Annotated in this window: 12 protein-coding genes, 1 tRNA gene and 1 pseudogene; 10 read left to right on the forward strand and 4 right to left on the reverse strand. The window is 70.7% G+C overall.

All coding sequences use genetic code 11. From position 1 onward, the window contains the following. Together ACFXA3_RS14975 and ACFXA3_RS14980 are read right to left on the reverse strand one after the other, a co-directional pair. Positions 1-842: pseudogene (locus ACFXA3_RS14975) on the reverse strand (hypothetical protein); the annotation flags it as partial. Between the two features lie 7 nt (positions 843-849). Then, complete coding sequence (locus tag ACFXA3_RS14980) at positions 850-1,845, reverse strand: SMI1/KNR4 family protein (RefSeq protein WP_385186870.1); 996 nt, start codon at positions 1,843-1,845, stop codon at positions 850-852. A gap of 230 nt (positions 1,846-2,075) precedes the next feature. Here ACFXA3_RS14980 and ACFXA3_RS14985 point away from each other — a divergent pair, with 230 nt between their 5' ends. Next, on the forward strand, positions 2,076-2,699 hold the full coding sequence (locus tag ACFXA3_RS14985) for a YwqJ-related putative deaminase (RefSeq protein WP_385186871.1): 624 nt from the start codon (positions 2,076-2,078) through the stop codon (positions 2,697-2,699). Positions 2,700-2,710: 11 nt separating this feature from the next. Then, a complete protein-coding gene (locus tag ACFXA3_RS14990; protein WP_385186873.1) occupies positions 2,711-3,223 on the forward strand; it encodes an SUKH-3 domain-containing protein in 513 nt (170 codons plus the stop codon). A gap of 405 nt (positions 3,224-3,628) precedes the next feature. Here ACFXA3_RS14990 and ACFXA3_RS14995 read toward each other — a convergent pair whose 3' ends face one another. Next, entirely contained in the window at positions 3,629-4,912 is a 1,284-nt protein-coding gene (locus tag ACFXA3_RS14995; protein ID WP_385186875.1) for a sensor histidine kinase, read from the reverse strand. A 131-nt stretch (positions 4,913-5,043) separates the two neighbouring features. Here ACFXA3_RS14995 and ACFXA3_RS15000 point away from each other — a divergent pair, with 131 nt between their 5' ends. The 6 genes from ACFXA3_RS15000 to pth all read left to right on the forward strand — a co-directional run bounded on the left by ACFXA3_RS15000 (position 5,044) and on the right by pth (position 10,164). Next, positions 5,044-5,937, forward strand: coding sequence for a hypothetical protein (locus ACFXA3_RS15000; protein WP_385186877.1), 894 nt, complete (start codon positions 5,044-5,046; stop codon positions 5,935-5,937). 15 nt (positions 5,938-5,952) lie between these two features. Continuing rightward, a tRNA-Gln gene (locus ACFXA3_RS15005) sits at positions 5,953-6,029 on the forward strand. Between the two features lie 110 nt (positions 6,030-6,139). Beyond that, a complete protein-coding gene (glmU, locus tag ACFXA3_RS15010; RefSeq protein ID WP_385186879.1) occupies positions 6,140-7,585 on the forward strand; it encodes a bifunctional UDP-N-acetylglucosamine diphosphorylase/glucosamine-1-phosphate N-acetyltransferase GlmU in 1,446 nt (481 codons plus the stop codon). Between the two features lie 145 nt (positions 7,586-7,730). Next, the gene (locus tag ACFXA3_RS15015) at positions 7,731-8,708 is read left to right on the forward strand and encodes a ribose-phosphate diphosphokinase (RefSeq protein WP_385186880.1); all 978 of its coding nucleotides are present in this window, start codon (positions 7,731-7,733) and stop codon (positions 8,706-8,708) included. A gap of 187 nt (positions 8,709-8,895) precedes the next feature. Next, positions 8,896-9,483 carry a 50S ribosomal protein L25/general stress protein Ctc gene (locus tag ACFXA3_RS15020; protein WP_385186882.1) on the forward strand — a complete coding sequence of 196 codons (588 nt, stop codon included), beginning with the start codon at positions 8,896-8,898 and terminating at the stop codon, positions 9,481-9,483. Between the two features lie 90 nt (positions 9,484-9,573). Then, positions 9,574-10,164 carry an aminoacyl-tRNA hydrolase gene (gene pth / locus ACFXA3_RS15025; protein ID WP_385186884.1) on the forward strand — a complete coding sequence of 197 codons (591 nt, stop codon included), beginning with the start codon at positions 9,574-9,576 and terminating at the stop codon, positions 10,162-10,164. Between the two features lie 68 nt (positions 10,165-10,232). Here the strand turns inward: pth and ppc are convergent, their stop codons facing one another. After that, a complete protein-coding gene (gene ppc, locus ACFXA3_RS15030) occupies positions 10,233-12,980 on the reverse strand; it encodes a phosphoenolpyruvate carboxylase (RefSeq protein ID WP_385186886.1) in 2,748 nt (915 codons plus the stop codon). A 330-nt stretch (positions 12,981-13,310) separates the two neighbouring features. On the opposite strand from ppc, the gene ACFXA3_RS15035 reads away from it, so the two are divergent. Together ACFXA3_RS15035 and ACFXA3_RS15040 are read left to right on the forward strand one after the other, a co-directional pair. Then, positions 13,311-14,309: an acyl-CoA desaturase gene (locus ACFXA3_RS15035; protein ID WP_385186888.1), complete on the forward strand. Its 999-nt coding sequence runs from the start codon at positions 13,311-13,313 to the stop codon at positions 14,307-14,309. Beyond that, on the forward strand, positions 14,309-14,980 hold the full coding sequence (locus ACFXA3_RS15040) for a TetR/AcrR family transcriptional regulator (RefSeq protein WP_030865813.1): 672 nt from the start codon (positions 14,309-14,311) through the stop codon (positions 14,978-14,980). Before ACFXA3_RS15035 ends, ACFXA3_RS15040 begins: the two co-directional genes overlap by 1 nt. The last annotated feature ends 44 nt before the right edge of the window (positions 14,981-15,024 follow it).

The following is a 15,024-nucleotide window of genomic DNA, read 5'->3' on the forward strand; positions in this document are numbered from 1 at the left end:
GCCCCCCCCCGGGCGGGCGGGGCACTGCCGGCCGCCGCCGCGCCGCGGGAACCGGCGCCCGCCCCGCCCTCCCGGGCCCCGCGGTGCCGGGCCGGGGCGATCGCCGTCTTCGGGAGCCCGCTGCCCCCGGCCATCAGCGTGGTCTTGGCCTCGGAGGAGGCGCCGGGCGGCGGCGCCACGTCCTCCAGGTCCGACCCCGACAGCGGCGGCGCGAACACCGTCGCGGGCAGCGGTACGGACACGTCGTCCGCACCGGGATTCACATCGGTACCGGCCCACGGCGTGGCCCCGACCGGCACCCCGTCGTTCGCGGTCGGCTCGTACGGCACCTCGCGGCGCAGCGGAACAGCCTCCACCGGCCCGGGCGCGGCAGCCGGCACGGCCTGGACCACCGGCTCCGGCTGCGCGGCGACCGCGGGCGCGGGAGCCGGGGCGGGCGCGGGGGCGGGGGCGGGCATCGCCGGCGGGATCCCCGCCCGGTCCGCCGCCTCCTGCAGCCACTCCGGCGGACTCAGCATGAACGAGGTCTGCTCCGAGTCGATCCGCGGCGTCGGCACCGAGGCCTCCGCCACCGGCGCGGCCGCAGCCCCGTACTCCTCCTCGTACCGGCGGATCACCTCACCCACCGGCAGACCCGGCCACAGCGTCACCTCACCGCTGTCCCGCGCGATGACCAGCCGCTGCCGGCCACCACCGGACACCGGACCCGCCGCACGGTCCTCCGCCCACACCACGAACCCGAGCCCGAACTCCCGTACGCGCACCTCCCGGTGCTGGTACGCGGGCACGTCCCCGTTGATCCACTCCTCGGCGCGCTCCTGCGCCTGCGCAAACGTCACCATCGCGCCGTCACCCCTCCACCGGTGCCGCACCCGACACGGGAACCGAGCGTGCGAATCCGCCGTCCACCATCAGACCGGCCACCGTTTCCAACTCCGGCGGATTGCCCGCCAACCGTTCCAGAAAGGCATCGAAATCGGCACCGCACGGCAGCAACAAACGCTCCACGCGCTCCTGCACCGACCAGCCGTCCCGGTCACGCGCGTCGTCGTACGGGGAGAACCACACCGAGCCGACCGACGCGCCCTTCACCTTCACCGCGAGCAGACCACCCTGGGCGAAGGCCACGCACAGGTAGTCCTTCGTCAGGTGGTCGCGCAGACACTTGTTGACGTACACCAGGTCGTTGACCGCCGCCTCCTCACGCACCGTGAAGAACGGCTGGTCCACCAGCACACCGAGGTCCACGTCGAGCCCGGCGCCCACCGGCGCACACCCGCCCGCCGCCTTCAGGAACGCGCGGTACGCCTCCGGCAGCCGGTACCCGAGGTCCTCCTCGACGCCCTGCACCGCCTCCTCGGACACCGACACCACCGACTTCGGCAGCCCCAGATGCACCGGACGCACCTCCTGCAACGGCCGCGTCCCCCGCTTCTCGTGGTCGACCGGCGCCGTCGCCAGCCCCGCGTGATGCCGCAGCAGCGCCTTCACCTCGACCGGGACCAACTCCATCCGCCGCGTCCGCGCCACGTGGTGCCACGTCCAGCCGTGCGGCGTCGCCACCGGGCCGACCGTGTCCCACAGCGCATGGCCCGCCGCCTGCATCGCCGCGTTCGCGGACACGTAGTCCGTCAGCCGCAGTTCGTCCACGCCGAAGCCCTCCGGGGGCTCCGCGATCTCCACCGCGGCACGCGCGTACGGGGAGAAGTCGGGATGTCCGTCCGCGTCCATCCGTACCCCGTGGGGATGCCGAGCGGCCCGGACCGGGTCCGGGAAATGCACGACCTGCCCCGAGTACGCGGCGTTGGGTGGCACGGCCTGCTGCCCGAGCCGACCTGTCGTCATGGCGGTAGCCCCCTGCTGGATCTGGCTGGTTCACCACAGCCTATGTGCTCCGGCAAGAGGGTCACCCGCCCGCGACCCCGGGGGCCGCACGACGGCCAGGAACATCCGAATTGATACGAATATTCGACCCCGCTTCCACACGACAGGGGACATTTGACAGGCTGTCCCCTCAGCACGGGGGCGTGCGCGACAGCGGCCGGCACCGCCGCCACGGGAGGGAAGGCGCGACCATGCAGAACACGGCGACACGCACAGACGCGGCCGACGGCACCTCGGGAACGGGCGCACAGGCCGGACCGACCGGACCGACCGGATCCGCGACCGGACAACCGGCCGGACAGCCGGACGCCCAGTCCGGCGCCCAGTCCGGCGACCCACGCCTGCGCTGGAGCAGCACCGACGGCCGACCCGCCGCACCCGTCCTGCGCTTCCGCCGCGACGGCATCCTCCCCACCATCGCCGCAGCACTCTCCGTACGCGGCGAAACCCTCACCGGCACCGCCGGCAAGGCCGACCAGGCACCCGCCCTGCACCCCCTCGTCCAGGACTTCCTCGACACCCTCACCAGCGGCCAGCGCGAACGCTTCACCGGCCGCTGCCCCGAAGCCATCCTGCTCTCCCGCCACCTCACCGCCGTCGAAGGCGCCCGCAGCCGACGCGCCTCCCGCAAACCCCTCACCGCGAGCGAAGCCCGCCGCTCCCTCAAACACTCCAAGATCACGGCCCGCCGCATCCGCGAGGACGGCGACCCGCTCCACGGCAGCTACGCACCCCCCTGCCGCTCCTGCGAAGCACTCCTCGCACACTTCGGCGTACGCGCCGTCGACCTCACCCCCGCGTCAGAAAAGGCCTGACCTCCGCCACCATGACCACCTCCTCCGCCTCCTACGACCGCTCCTCGGCCACCCGCTTCCCCACCGCCGTGGACACCGCCCTGCGCACCGCCGGCTGGGAGCCCGGCCGCTGGGACATCAAGCAGGCCGAGTTCTGGGCCGACGCCCTGCGCGACCACACCACCCCCGCAGGCCACCGGCACACCGTCTTCCCCGCAGCCGTCGAAGCCTGGGCGGAATTCGGCGGACTCACCGTCACCGCCCCCGGCCCCGGCCGCCAGACCGCACCGGTCCCCGTCCGCCTGGACCCCCTCACCGGCCTCCACCTCGCCCGCACCTTCGCCGACCTCGGCCGCGCCCTCTCCACCCAGCTCTGCCCGCTCGGCGTCGACTCCGACGGCGGCTCCCACCTCGCCATCGACCGCGAGGGCCGCGTCTACGGCATCGACCACACCGGCGACTGGTACCTGGGCGGCAGCGTCGACGAGGCCCTCACCCTCCTCCTCACCGGCCTCCAACCCACCCGCCTCACCACCGCCCCCTGACACGGCACGAACAGCCGACGGCTCACAACCCACGACAAGCCGGCCCACCCGGCCCGGCAGCACCAAAACGCGGCACGGGGCACGGGGCACGGCGCGACGCACGACAGGACTCGGCGCACAGCGCTCGGCACGGCGCCGGCGCGACGGGCACAGCAAGGCGCGGCACACGGCAGGGCCCGACGCGATGGCCCGGCCCCGCAGGGGCGCACGACCCCGCGTGGACCGGCAGCAAACACGGCAGGGCGCGGTGCGCAGCGAGGCACGGCACAGGGCGCGGCTCTGCCCGAAGCACGACAGGGCTCGACAGGGCTCGGCAGGGCACGGCACGGCAGGGCACGGCAGGGCACGGCAGGGCACGGCACACAGCGCTCGCGGCACCCGGCGCGCCGCGCCCGACGTTCGGCGTCAGGGGTGGCGGGGGCCCCGCGGCAGGACCGCCGAGACCTTGAAACCGCCCTGGTCCGTCGGGCCGGACACGAACACCCCGCCCAGCCCCAGCACCCGCTCCCGCATCCCGACCAGCCCGTTCCCCCCGCTCGGCAACCCGGGCTGGACCACGTCCGCCCCGCACGGCCCGTTCTCCACCTGCATGGCCACCTCACCCTCCCGATGAGCCAGCCGCACCACGACCCTCGCGCCCGGCGCATGCTTGTGGCAGTTGGTCAGCGCCTCCTGCACCACCCGGTACGCCGCCTGCTCCACCTCCGCCGGATACCCCGCCCCCACGCCCCGGACATCCAGCTCCACCACCATCCCGGCCGCCCGCGACTGCCCGACCAACGCCTCCAGCTCACCCAGCGTGGGCCCCGGCCCGTCCTCGAAACCCCCACCCCCGACCCCCGCCAGAGCGGCCACCGCCACCACCGCAGGAGCCCGCTTCGGCGACTCCGCCGCCCGCAGCACACCCAACATCTCCCGCAGCTCCGTCAACGCCTGGCGCCCCATGTCCCCCACCAGCGCCGCGTTCTTCGCCGCCCGCGCCGGATCCTTGGCCGCCACCGCCTCCAGCGCGGCCGCATGCACCACCATCAGCGACACCCGGTGCGCCACCACGTCGTGCATCTCCCGGGCGATCCGCGTCCGCTCCTCCGTACGGGCCCACTCGGCCCGCTCCTCCGCCCGGTCCGCCAGCAGCGACAGCTCCCGCTCCAGCGAGTCCGCCCGCTCCTGCAAGCTCTCCATCAGCCGCCGCCGCGCCCCTATGTACAGGCCCAGCAGCACCGGCGGCACGGTCAGCGCCACCGCCACGAACACGGACAGGATGACGACGAGCGAGCGCGAGGCGCCCTGGTCCCCGATGGTCCGCAGGTACATCACCACGAACGTGGCCACCAGCGACATCGAGGCCAGCAACGCGGTGATCCGCCGCGGCACCTCGCAGGCGGCGAGCGTGTACAGCCCGACCACGCCGAGCAGGAACCCCATCGCGGCCGGCGCCACGGCGATCCCGACCAGCACCACGGCGATCGGCCAGCGCCGCCGCAGCACCAGCGTGGACCCCACCAGGAGCCCGAACAGCACCCCGACCGCCACCGGCACCCCGGCCTCGCGCGCGAAGGGCACCCCCTCGACGGCGCACTCGACGGCGGACACCGCCGCCAGCCCCACGTCCAGGACGGCCCCGCGCCGCCGCTCCCACCACAGCGGCCCGTCCCGCCCGGCCCCGTGCTCTTCCCCCGTATAGGTCATGCCGTCCAGCGTACGCAGCGCCCTCAGCACATCCGCGACCCGAATTCCCGCAAACCCCGAGTAATCGCACGTACGACTGAATCGTCCGCTGAGCGAGACCTGAATACCGCATTCCGGACGACATTGGCGACATGACCGAAATCCGACGCCGCCCGGGCGACGGCACCGGCGGCCTCCGCGCCGGGACCGCGACCTTCGAATCCCTCCGCGAGCAGGCCGTGGCCCTGCGCCGCGAGGGCTTCAGCCGCCGCCGCATCCGCGACCGCCTGGGCGTCCACAACAACGACATCCTCAACCGCCTCCTGGACGGCGAACCGGCCCCCGAATGGACCAAGCGGCCGAACGCGAAGGACGACCTCCGCGCGAAGGCCCGGGAGCTCCGCCTCCAGGGCATGACCTACGACCGGATCCAGGTCGAGCTCGGCTGCTCGAAGAGCTCGATCTCCCTCTGGGTCCGCGACCTCCCGAAACCGGAGCGGCACCGCACCCCGGAAGAGGCCTCGGAGATCTCCCGTCGCGGCTGGGAGAAGACCCTGGAGAAACGCGAGGTCGAACGGCAACGAACCAAGCAGGACGCGGCCGTGGAACTGGGTTCCCTGTCGGAGCGCGAGCTCTTCCTCGTCGGCGTCGGTCTCTATTGGGCCGAGGGACAGAAGAGCAAGCCGTACGCCCGACGCGAGCGGGTGATCTTCGTCAACAGTGATCCGGACATGGTCCTGGTGTACCGGACATGGCTCGGACTGCTGGGCATCGAGCCCGAGCGCATCCAGTACCGCCTGATGATCCACGAGTCCGGGGACGTCACCGGTGCCGAGCACTACTGGGCTGACCTGCTAGAAGTCGATCATTCGTACCTGCAACGGACGACGCTCAAGAAGCACAACCCCAAGACGGTCCGGAAGAACGTGGGAGCGGAGTACCGGGGCTGCCTGGTCGTCTCGGTGCTCGACAGCGCTGACCTATACCGCCGCATCGAGGGGTGGTGGTCACAGATGGCAGTGGAGGCGCGCCGCCTGAACGCGTAGGCTGGCGGCGCGCAATCCCGGGTTGCTCTGTCGGCAGGGGCGACCAGACTTTGAATCTGGGTACGACGCAGGTTCGACTCCTGCCCCGGGAGCTCTGCAAGTTCGGGTCCTGACCTTCCTGGTCGGGACCCGGCCTCGTTTGGGGCTCGTAACGCCCCGGTATCCTTCACGGGTCCACCACCCGAAGCCGAAGGGCATCCCCGTGAGCGCCAACCGCCCGGCAGCCGTCGTCGTACTCGCAGCGGGTGAAGGCACCCGCATGAAGTCGGCCACTCCCAAGGTTCTGCACGAGATCTGCGGGCGTTCGCTCGTGGGACACGTCGTCGCCGCCTCGCGCGAGCTGGACCCCGCGCACCTCGTGGTCGTCGTCGGCCACGCCCGCGAGCAGGTCATCGCACACCTCGCGGACGTCGACGCCGGCGTGCGCACCGCCGTCCAGTACGAGCAGAACGGCACCGGCCACGCCGTCCGCATGGCCCTCGAAGAGCTCGGCGGGCAGCCGTCCGGCACGGTGGTCGTCGTCTGCGGCGACACCCCGCTGCTGACCGGCGAGACCCTCGGGCAGCTCGTGCAGACGCACGAGGCCGACGGCAACGCCGTCACCGTGCTCACCGCCGAGGTCCCGGACTCCACCGGCTACGGCCGGATCATCCGCGGCGAGGACGGGGCCGTGACGGCCATCGTCGAGCACAAGGACGCCACCGATGCGCAGCGTGCGATCCGGGAGATCAACTCCGGGGTGTTCGCCTTCGACGGCGCGCTGCTCGCCGATGGCCTCGGGAAGGTCCGTACGGACAACAGTCAGGGCGAGGAGTACCTCACGGACGTGCTCGGCATCCTGCGCGAGGCCGGTCACCGGGTCGGTGCGGCCGTGGGCGGCGATCACCGGCAGATCCTGGGGATCAACAACCGCGTGCAGCTGGCGGAGGCCCGTGCGCTGCTCAATGCGCGTCTGCTGGAGCGGGCGATGCTGGCGGGCGTGACGGTCGTGGATCCGGGGAGCACGCTCGTGGACGTTTCGGTGACGTTCGGGCAGGACGCGGTGGTGCACCCGGGTACGCAGTTGCTGGGTGTGACGCACGTGGGTGAGGGGGCCGAGGTGGGTCCGAACACGCGGCTGAAGGACACGCGGGTGGGTGCGCGGGCGCGGGTGGACAACACGGTGGCGGACACGGCGGTGGTCGGGGAGTCGGCGTCGGTGGGTCCGTTCGCGTATCTGCGTCCGGGGACGAATCTGGGTGCGAAGGCGAAGGCCGGCACGTACGTGGAGATGAAGAACGCGACGATCGGTGAGGGCACGAAGGTGCCGCACCTGTCGTACGTGGGTGACGCGACGATCGGTGAGTACAGCAACATCGGCGCGGCCAGTGTGTTCGTGAACTACGACGGTGAGCACAAGCACCACACCACGGTCGGCTCACACTGCAAGACGGGTTCGGACAACATGTTTGTGGCTCCCGTCACGATCGGGGACGGGGCGTACACGGCGGCCGGTTCGGTGATCACGAAGGATGTGCCGCCCGGTGCGCTGGCCGTGGCCCGTGGTCAGCAGCGGAATATCGAGGGCTGGGTGGCTCGCAAGCGTCCGGGAAGTGCTGCTGCGACGGCGGCTCAGTCGGCGGTCCGGGAGGACGCGGACCCGCGTTGAGACCTCGTTGAGGTGAACTGACCGGAAACAGGTACGCCCGGGACGGCGTACCGTGATAGGTGCACGCAATTCGGCTGGCTCACCGTGTGCGGGACGGACGCACACGGGGGCGAGCAGCTTTCAACACGTCTGAGGAGACTGTGCTGTGACCGGGATCAAGACGACCGGCGAGAAGAAGCTGATGCTCTTCTCCGGCCGCGCCCACCCCGAGCTGGCCGAGGAGGTTGCGCATCAGCTGGGCGTCGCCCTCGTGCCGACCAAGGCTTTCGACTTCGCGAACGGTGAGATCTACGTTCGTTTCCAGGAGTCGGCTCGTGGCGCGGACTGCTTCCTGATCCAGAGCCACACGGCTCCGATCAATAAGTGGATCATGGAGCAGCTGATCATGATCGACGCGCTGAAGCGTGCGTCGGCCCGCTCCATCACCGTGATCATCCCGTCCTACGGGTACGCCCGGCAGGACAAGAAGCACAAGGGCCGCGAGCCGATCTCGGCCCGCCTGGTGGCCGATCTGCTGAAGACGTCGGGTGCGGACCGCATCCTGACGGTCGACCTGCACACGGACCAGATCCAGGGCTTCTTCGACGGTCCGGTGGACCACCTGTCGGCGCTGCCGGTGCTGGCGGACTACGTGGGTGCGAAGGTGGACCGCACGAAGCTGACGATCGTGTCCCCGGACGCCGGCCGCGTGCGCGTCGCCGACCGCTGGTGTGACCGTCTGGACGCTCCGCTGGCGATCGTGCACAAGCGCCGTGACAAGGACGTCGCGAACCAGGTGACGGTCCACGAGGTCGTCGGTGAGGTCCGGGGCCGGGTCTGTGTCCTGGTCGACGACATGATCGACACGGGTGGCACGATCTGTGCCGCCGCCGATGCGCTCTTCGCGCACGGCGCGGAGGACGTCATCGTGACGGCCACGCACGGCATCCTGTCGGGCCCGGCCGCCGATCGCCTGAAGAACTCGAAGGTCAGCGAGTTCATCTTCACGAACACGCTGCCGGACCCGTCCGACCTGGAGCTCGACAAGATCACGGTCCTGTCGATCGCCCCGATGGTGGCGCGTGCGGTGCGTGAGGTCTTCGAGGACGGTTCGGTCACGAGCCTGTTCGAAGAGCAGCAGTAGGTCCCGTAGCGGTACGGGACGTAGATCCTTTTGGGTGCGGCCTTCCGCGCCGGGTACACTCTTCGAGTTGCTCGGCGAGGGAGGCCGCACCTGTTGGTGCCGGTGCTCCGTTATCGACGCGCTCTTCGTAGCAGGCCGTTCAGGCCGGGTGACTGTGTCCTTTTCCATCACCCCACGAGGAGTGAGCATGTCCGAGGTCAAGCTTTCCGCTGCCACCCGTACCAACTTCGGCAAGGGCGCTGCCCGTCAGGCCCGTCGTGACGGTCTGGTTCCCGGTGTCATCTACGGTCACGGCACCGACCCGAAGCACGTCGACGTCGAGGGCCACGGCCTGATGATGGCCCTGAAGACCCCGAACGTCCTGCTCTCCCTGGACATCAAGGGCGACGGCACCGAGCTGGTCATCCCGAAGGCCGTTCAGCGTCACCCGGTCAAGCGCACGCTGACCCACGTCGACTTCCTGATCGTCAAGAAGGGCGAGAAGGTCACCGTCGAGGTCGCCGTCGTCACCGAGGGTGAGCTGGCCGCCGGCGCCAACATGCTGGAGACCCTGCTGACCACGGTTTCGGTCGAGGCCGAGGCCACCCACATCCCGACCGAGGTCACCGTCTCGATCGAGGGCCTGGAGGCCGGCGCGACCATCCACGCGTCCGACCTGGTCCTGCCGGCCGGCACCACGCTGGCCGTCGACGGCGAGACCGCCGTTCTGCAGGTCGTCGCCCCGCAGGCCGAGGAGCCGGCCGCCGAGGCCGCCACCGAGGGCGAAGAGGCCTGAGCCTCGCTTTTCCACCTCAGCACTTGCTGAACGACCGCCGTCCGGCTCCACTGGGAGCGGGACGGCGGTCGTCCTCGTTAAGGAGCATGGATGTCGGACGACGCGGCGCCGTGGCTGATCGTCGGCCTCGGTAATCCCGGGGCGGAGTACGCGGGCAACCGCCACAACATCGGGTTCATGGTGGTGGATCTGCTGGCGGAGCGGATGCGCGGGAAGTTCAAGGCGCACAAGGCGCGGGCGCAGGTGGTCGAGGGCCGGATGGGTCCGCCGGGGCCGGCGAACCGCCGGGTGGTGCTGGCGAAGCCCATGTCGTTCATGAACCTGTCGGGCGGTCCGGTGACGGCGCTGCGTGACTTCTACAAGGTGCCGCTGGAGCGGATCGTGGCGGTCCATGACGAGCTGGACATCGACTATCCGACGCTGCGGCTGAAGCTGGGCGGCGGGGACAACGGGCACAACGGTCTGAAGTCGATGACGAAGTCGATGGGTGCGGATTACCACCGGGTGCGGTGCGGGATCGGCCGTCCGCCGGGCCGTATGCAGGTGGCGGACTTCGTGCTGAAGGACTTCTCGTCGACGGAGCGCAAGGAGCTGGACTGGTTCGTGGACCGGGCGGCGGATTCCGTGGAGTGCCTGGTCGCGGAGGGTCTGGAGCGCGCCCAGTCGGCGTACAACTCCTGATCGCCCCATGTGCGAAGACCCCCGTCGTCCGGTCCGGACGGCGGGGGTCTTCGTACGTGCGTGCGGGGTCAGCCGGTGTTGCGCAGGCCGGCGGCGACGCCGTTGACGGTGAGCAGCAGGGCTCGGGCGAGCAGCGGGTCGGGGTCTTCTCCGCGTTCGGCGGCGGCGCGCTGGCGGGCGAGGAGGGAGACCTGGAGGTAGGAGATGGGGTCGAGGTAGGCGTCGCGGACGGCGAAGGTCTGCTGGAGGACGGGGTGGGAGTCGAGGAGCTTCTCGCCGCCGGTGATGCGCAGGACTTCGCGGACGGTGAGCTCGTGTTCGGCTTCGATGCGGGTGAAGACGTGCTTGAGGTCGTCGGGGACGAGGGTGTCGACGTAGTGGCGGGCGATCCGCAGGTCGGTCTTGGCCAGCGTCATCTCGACGTTGGAGAGGAAGTTGCGGAAGAAGTGCCAGCGCTCGCCCATTTCGGTGAGGGCGGTTTCGCCGCCGGCTTCGCGCAGGGCCTTGAGGCCTGAGCCGACTCCGTACCAGCCGGGGACGATCTGGCGGGACTGGGTCCAGCCGAAGACCCAGGGGATGGCGCGCAGGCCGTCGAGGCCGGCTCCGGAGTCGGGGCGGCGGGAGGGGCGGGAGCCGAGGTGGAGGTCGGCGAGCTGGTCGACGGGGGTGGCGGCGAAGAAGTAGGCGGGCAGGTCGGGGTCTTCGACGAGGGCGCGGTAGGCGGCGTGGGCGGCGTCGGAGACGGTGTCCATGGCCGCGTCCCAGCGGGCGAGGTCGTCGTGGGACTGGCGGGGGGCGGTGTGCAGGGCGGAGGCCTGGAGGGTGGCCGCGACGGTCAGTTCCAGGTTTTCGCGGGCCAGTGAGGGGACGAGGTACTTGTCGGAGATGACCTCGCCCTGTTCGGTGACCTTGATCTCGCCTTCGAGGGTGCCCCAGGGCTGGGCGAGGATCGCGTCGTGGGAGGGGCCGCCGCCGCGGCCGACGGTGCCGCCGCGGCCGTGGAAGAGGCGCAGGCGTACGCCGTAGCGGTGGGCGACGTCGCGCAGGCGGCGCTGGGCGCGGTGGATCTCCCACTGGCTGGTGGTGATGCCGCCGAACTTGGAGGAGTCGGAGTAGCCGAGCATGACCTCCTGGACGTCGCCGCGCAGGGAGACGAGGCGGCGGTAGGAGGGGTCGGCGAGCATCTCGTCGAGGATGACGTCGGCGGCGCGGAGCTCGTCGGTGGTTTCCAGGAGCGGGACGATGCCGATCTTGGCCCAGCCGGCGTGGAGGTCGATGAGGCCGGCTTCGCGGGCGAGGACGGCGGCGGCGAAGACGTCGTCGGCGCCCTGGCACATCGAGATGATGTAGGACTCGATGACTTCGGGGCCGAACTTCTCGAAGGCGTCCTTGATGGCGAAGAAGACGCCGAGGGTCTTGTGGCCGGCCGCGTCGAGGGGTGCGGGGGTGGGGGCGAGGGGGCGCCGGGAGCGGAGTTCCTTGGCGAGGAGCTTGCCGCGGTAGTCGCGGGGCATGTCGGCGTAGCGCCAGGATTCCTCGCCGAGCCGGTCGAAGAGCTGACCGAGGGCGTGGTGGTGGGCGTCGGCGTGTTCGCGGACGTCCATGGTGGCGAGCTGGAGGCCGAAGGCGGCGAGGGTGCGGATGGTGCGGTCCATGCGGCCGTCGGCGAAGAGGGCGCCGCGGTGTTCGCGCAGGGAGGTCTGGATGAGGGTGAGGTCGGTGAGGAGTTCGGCGGTGCCGAGGTAGTCGCGGCCTTCTTCGTGGGGGGTGCCCTTGGCGAGGCGTTCGCGGGTGTTGACGAGCTTCTGCCGGATGCAGGTGGCCTTGAGGCGGTAGGGCTCTTCGGCGTTGAGTCGCTTGTAGCGCGGGCTGATCTCGGGGAGGCGTTCGAGGTCGGCCTGGAGGGAGGAGAGGAGTTCCTCGGTGGCTCCGGTGTAGCGGATGGAGTTGGAGAGCAGTCCGCGCAGGAAGTCGACGAGTTCGAGGGCGTCGGTGATGCCGTGTTCGTGCTGGAGGATCAGTACGTCGCGGGTGACGTCGGGGGTGACGTTGGGGTTGCCGTCGCGGTCGCCGCCGATCCAGGTGCCGAAGGTGAGCGGGCGGGTGCCTGCGGGCAGCTCGACGCCGACGCGCTGGAGCTCGGCGGCGAGGTCTTCGAGGACGTCGCCGACGGCGCCGGCGTGCAGTTCGTCGAGGTAGTAGATGGCGTTGCGGGCCTCGTCGGCGGGTTCGGGGCGTACGACGCGGAGCTCGTCGGTCTGCCAGACGAGGTCGATGTTCTCGGCGAGGCGCAGGTCGTGGCGGCGGCGTTCGCCGGCTCCGGTGACGGGCTCTTCGAGCAGGGCGGCGATGCGGCGCAGCTTGTTGAGGACGCTGCGGCGGGCTGCTTCGGTGGGGTGTGCGGTGAAGACGGGGCGCACGTTGAGGTTGCGGACCGTTTCGCGCAGGTGCTCGGGGTCGGCGTCCTTGAGCATGTCGGCGGTGCGGGCGAGGAGCCCGCCTTCGGCGGCGCGGTGGGCGCGCAGTTCCTTGCCGCGGTGTACCTGTTCGGTGACGTTGGCGAGGTGGAAGTAGGTGGAGAAGGCGCGCACCAGCTTGGCGGCGGTTTCGAGGTCGGTGTCGCCGAGCAGTGCGGCGGCGGCTTCGCCGTCGGTGCGGGTCAGGGCGCGCACTTGTTCGACGAGGTCGAGGAGTTCTTGGCCTTCCTGGCGGACGAGGGTTTCGCCGAGGAGGTCCCCGAGGCGGCGGATGTCCGCGCGCAGTTCCGCGTTGGCGGCGGTGGCCGGGGTGGAGGAGGCCTGGTCAGCACTGCTCACAGGTGCGGCTCCTTGCAGTGTTCGAGCGCTACTGGGAGGTGGGCTCCGGGGTGCGCGGGGGTGTCCCCCACCTGGTGTGCAGCCCGGCTGCCCGTGCGGACCGCGCTGTCCGACGACACCAGGATAGGTGTCCTGGCCTCGTGCCTTGCTAAACGTCTCACCAGGCGGCGCGCGGGCGGTGGCGGGCGCCCTTGAGAGCGCCTCGGGCGCGGCCGTGCTCCTCTTGTCGCGGGCTCATGCTTTGCCATACTTACGTTGCCGTAGGTTACGCATCCGTAGCCTGGGTGGGCGCCCTGGCGTCCGCCGATTCCTCACTCCCAGGGGACCCTCATGACCACCAGTCCCGAACTGATCGAGGGCGCCTCGGCGGCTTCCGGTTCAGGTTCCGATCCCGATTCCGCCGGGCCTTCCGCGACGCTCGGGGGCGAGAGCAAACGGTCCGTGGAGCAGTTCGCCCTGCTGTTGTTCATCGTCGTTCCCTTCCTGGCGCTGCTGGCGGCGGTTCCGCTGGTGTGGGGCTGGGGGGTGAGCTGGCTGGATCTCGGCCTGATGGTGTTCATGTACTTCCTGGCCTGCCACGGGATCACGATCGGTTTCCACCGGTACTTCACGCACGGTTCCTTCAAGGCGAAGCGGCCGCTGCGGATCGTGCTGGCCGTGATGGGTTCGATGGCGGTGGAGGGGCCGCTGGTGCGCTGGGTGGCGGATCACCGCAAGCACCACAAGTTCTCCGATCACGAGGGCGACCCGCATTCGCCGTGGCGGTTCGGGGAGACGGTCCCGGCGCTGGTGAAGGGGCTGTGGTGGGCGCACATCGGGTGGCTGTTCGACGAGGAGCAGACCAATCAGCAGAAGTACGCGCCCGATCTGATCAAGGATCCGGCGATCCGGCGGATCTCGCGTGACTTCGTGTTCTGGACGGTCGTGTCGCTGGCGATCCCGCCGCTGGTCGGGGGCTTGGTGACGCTGTCGTGGTGGGGTGCGTTCACGGCGTTCTTCTGGGGTTCGCTGGTGCGCGTCGCGCTGCTGCACCACGTGACGTGGTCGATCAATTCGATCTGTCATGCGGTGGGCAAGCGTCCGTTCAAGTCGCGGGACCGTTCCGGCAACGTGTGGTGGCTCGCGGTGCTCTCGTGCGGGGAGTCGTGGCACAACCTGCACCATGCGGACCCGACGTCGGCCCGGCACGGTGTGCTGCGGGGCCAGGTCGACTCCAGTGCCCGGCTGATCCGCTGGTTCGAGCTGGCGGGGTGGGCGACGGACGTGCGCTGGCCGTCCGGTGCCCGGATCGATGCCCGGCGCAGGGAAAACGCGTCGAACGCGGCATGATGGGGGACGTGGCGATCGACGGCAGCAGTTCCAGCAGCGACAAGCCCCGGCGTGGCCGCCGGGTCCGGATGACGGGCGCCGAGCGGCGTCAGCAACTGCTGGACATCGGCCGCACGCTGTTCGCGGAGAAGGGCTTCGAGGGCACGTCGGTGGAGGAGATCGCGGCGAAGGCCGGGGTGTCCAAGCCGGTGGTGTACGAGCACTTCGGGGGCAAGGAGGGTCTGTACGCGGTCGTCGTGGACCGGGAGATGCGCCAGCTGCTGGACGGGGTGACGGGCGCGCTGACGGCCGGGCATCCGCGGGAGCTGCTGGAGCAGGCCGCGTTCGCGCTGCTGGACTACATCGAGTCCTATACGGACGGGTTCCGCATCCTGGTGCGGGACTCGCCGGTCGCGCAGTCGACGGGCACGTTCGCGTCGCTGATCAGCGATATCGCGACGCAGGTCGAGGACATTCTGGGCCTGGAGTTCAAGGCTCGGGGGTTCGATCCGAAGCTGGCCCCGCTGTATGCGCAGGCGCTGGTCGGGATGGTCGCGCTGACCGGGCAGTGGTGGCTGGACGTGCGCCGGCCGAAGAAGGCGGAGGTCGCGGCGCACCTGGTGAACCTGGCCTGGCACGGGCTGGACGGGCTGGAGTCGAAGCCGCGGCTGGTGGGTCACCGCAAGAGCTGATCGAGGCGGTGTGACGCGACGGCGCCCCGTCACCGGAATCCCGG

Origin of the sequence: Streptomyces sp. NPDC059456 (genome assembly GCF_042750055.1) — a bacterium.
Taxonomy (GTDB): domain Bacteria; phylum Actinomycetota; class Actinomycetes; order Streptomycetales; family Streptomycetaceae; genus Streptomyces.